1 protein-coding gene is annotated in these 1,686 nt (G+C 59.8%); it reads left to right on the top strand.

Going from position 1 to position 1,686, the window contains the following annotated elements; genetic code table 11:
- The first annotated feature begins 171 nt into the window (after positions 1-171).
- Positions 172-1,374, top strand: coding sequence for a hypothetical protein (locus FOA17_RS13440; protein WP_149142023.1), 1,203 nt, complete (start codon positions 172-174; stop codon positions 1,372-1,374).
- The last annotated feature ends 312 nt before the right edge of the window (positions 1,375-1,686 follow it).

Raw genomic sequence — 1,686 nt, 5'->3', positions numbered from 1 at the left:
TGCTTGAGCCAATCGGGAACATCCCGCCCGCAGAAGCAGAGGCCAATTTCTACGCAGCTCTGGAAACTGAAGCCATGGCCGCGTAACTAAGATCAATCAGCCTCCGGCAAACCCGGCGCGGTTCAGTTCCGGTTCCTGAACGAGGTGCTGTCTGCCTTTCACCAGTACCAGATGCCGGTGATCGAGCTCGGCAAGAGCACAAGCCGTGAGGCCGTTTGCCTTGTGTTCGAGAAGGTGAACACGGGCGGCAAGAAGCTCGACGCGTTCGAACTGCTAACGGCGATCTACGCGGGTGAGGAAGAAGGATTCCTGCTGCGCGAGGAATGGACGAAGATCGCCAGGAACCTGAAGGATGCGATCGCCCTGAAGGAGCATCCGCTGACGCGTTTGCAGCCGACGGACTTCTTCCAGGCCCTGGCGCTTCTGTTCACGCGGGATCGCCGCCTGAACCATCTGGCGGCGCAGTTGCCCGGCGATGCTCCCGCCATCAGCTGCACCCGCGATACCGTACTCAGCGTGCCGCTTGGCGCCTACAAGCAATATGCGGGAGCACTGGAGGAGGGGTTCAAGAAGGCCGGGAAGTTCCTCTTCGGTCAGAACATCTTCTGGTTCAAGGATGTCCCCTATCAGTCGCAACTGGTGCCGCTGGCAGCCATCCTCACGGAACTTGGCGATCGTTGGACGCAGGAGGCGGTGCGCCAGAAGCTTGCCCAGTGGTATTGGTGCGGGGTTTTCGGGGAACTTTACGGCGGGGCGATCGAGACCCGTTTCGCCAAGGACCTTGCCGATGTCCTCGCATGGATCGATGGCGGGCCGGAACCGACAACGGTGAAGGACTCGGCCTTCCGGCCGGAACGCCTCAAGACGATGACGTCACGGCTTTCGGCGGCCTACAAGGGCGTTCATGCCCTGCTGATGCACAAACAGGCCCGGGATTTCCTGTCGGGGCAGAGCTACAACCAGACGAGCTACTTCGACGAAGCCGTCGACATTCATCACATCTTCCCCCGCGCTTGGTGCCAGAAGATGGGCATCCCGCGCGAGCGGTATGACACCATCATCAACAAGACCCCGCTGAGTTCAAAGACCAACCGGATCGTCGGCGGCGATGCCCCGTCCGCGTATCTCGCGCGCTTGCCCAAGCAAGGCGCTGCATCCGACGCAGCCATCGACACACACCTTGAGAGCCACCTGATCGATCCGCAGCTGCTGCGGACGGATGATTTCGACGGCTTCGTCGGACGGCGCCAGGAGGCGTTGCTGGGGCTGATCGAGGCCGCGACCGGCAAGGCGATCTATCGCGGTGCAGCGACAGATGAGCCTGTTGAGGACATGATCGAGGACGAGGCAGAGGGGCTTGAGGCGGCGGAATAAGCCGCCTTTCCTATCGTGCGCGCTCCGTTGCGGTGTTCGCGCGGTTGGCGTCCTGCGAGGCCCGTATCTCACTGGAATCGCACGTAGTTTTGGCCCGTTTGTTGACCTATTGTTGACCTGCCGTTTGGAACACAAAAAGCCGCCCGTTGGGGCGGCCGCTAACCTGTTGAGGTTATTTTATAAAACTGGTTGCGGGGGCAGGATTTGAACCTGCGGCCTTCAGGTTATGAGCCGAACGACGCCATAATCGAAAAATATTTTTTATCAATATGTTAGCGAACCTTTCTGGGTTTCCGTCAGAGACTCCTTCAC

It is taken from the genome of Gemmobacter caeruleus, from assembly GCF_008271655.1.
Lineage (GTDB): Bacteria > Pseudomonadota > Alphaproteobacteria > Rhodobacterales > Rhodobacteraceae > Gemmobacter > Gemmobacter caeruleus.
Note: the sequence above shows the minus strand (reverse complement) of the source record. Positions and strands in the feature narration are given on the sequence as shown.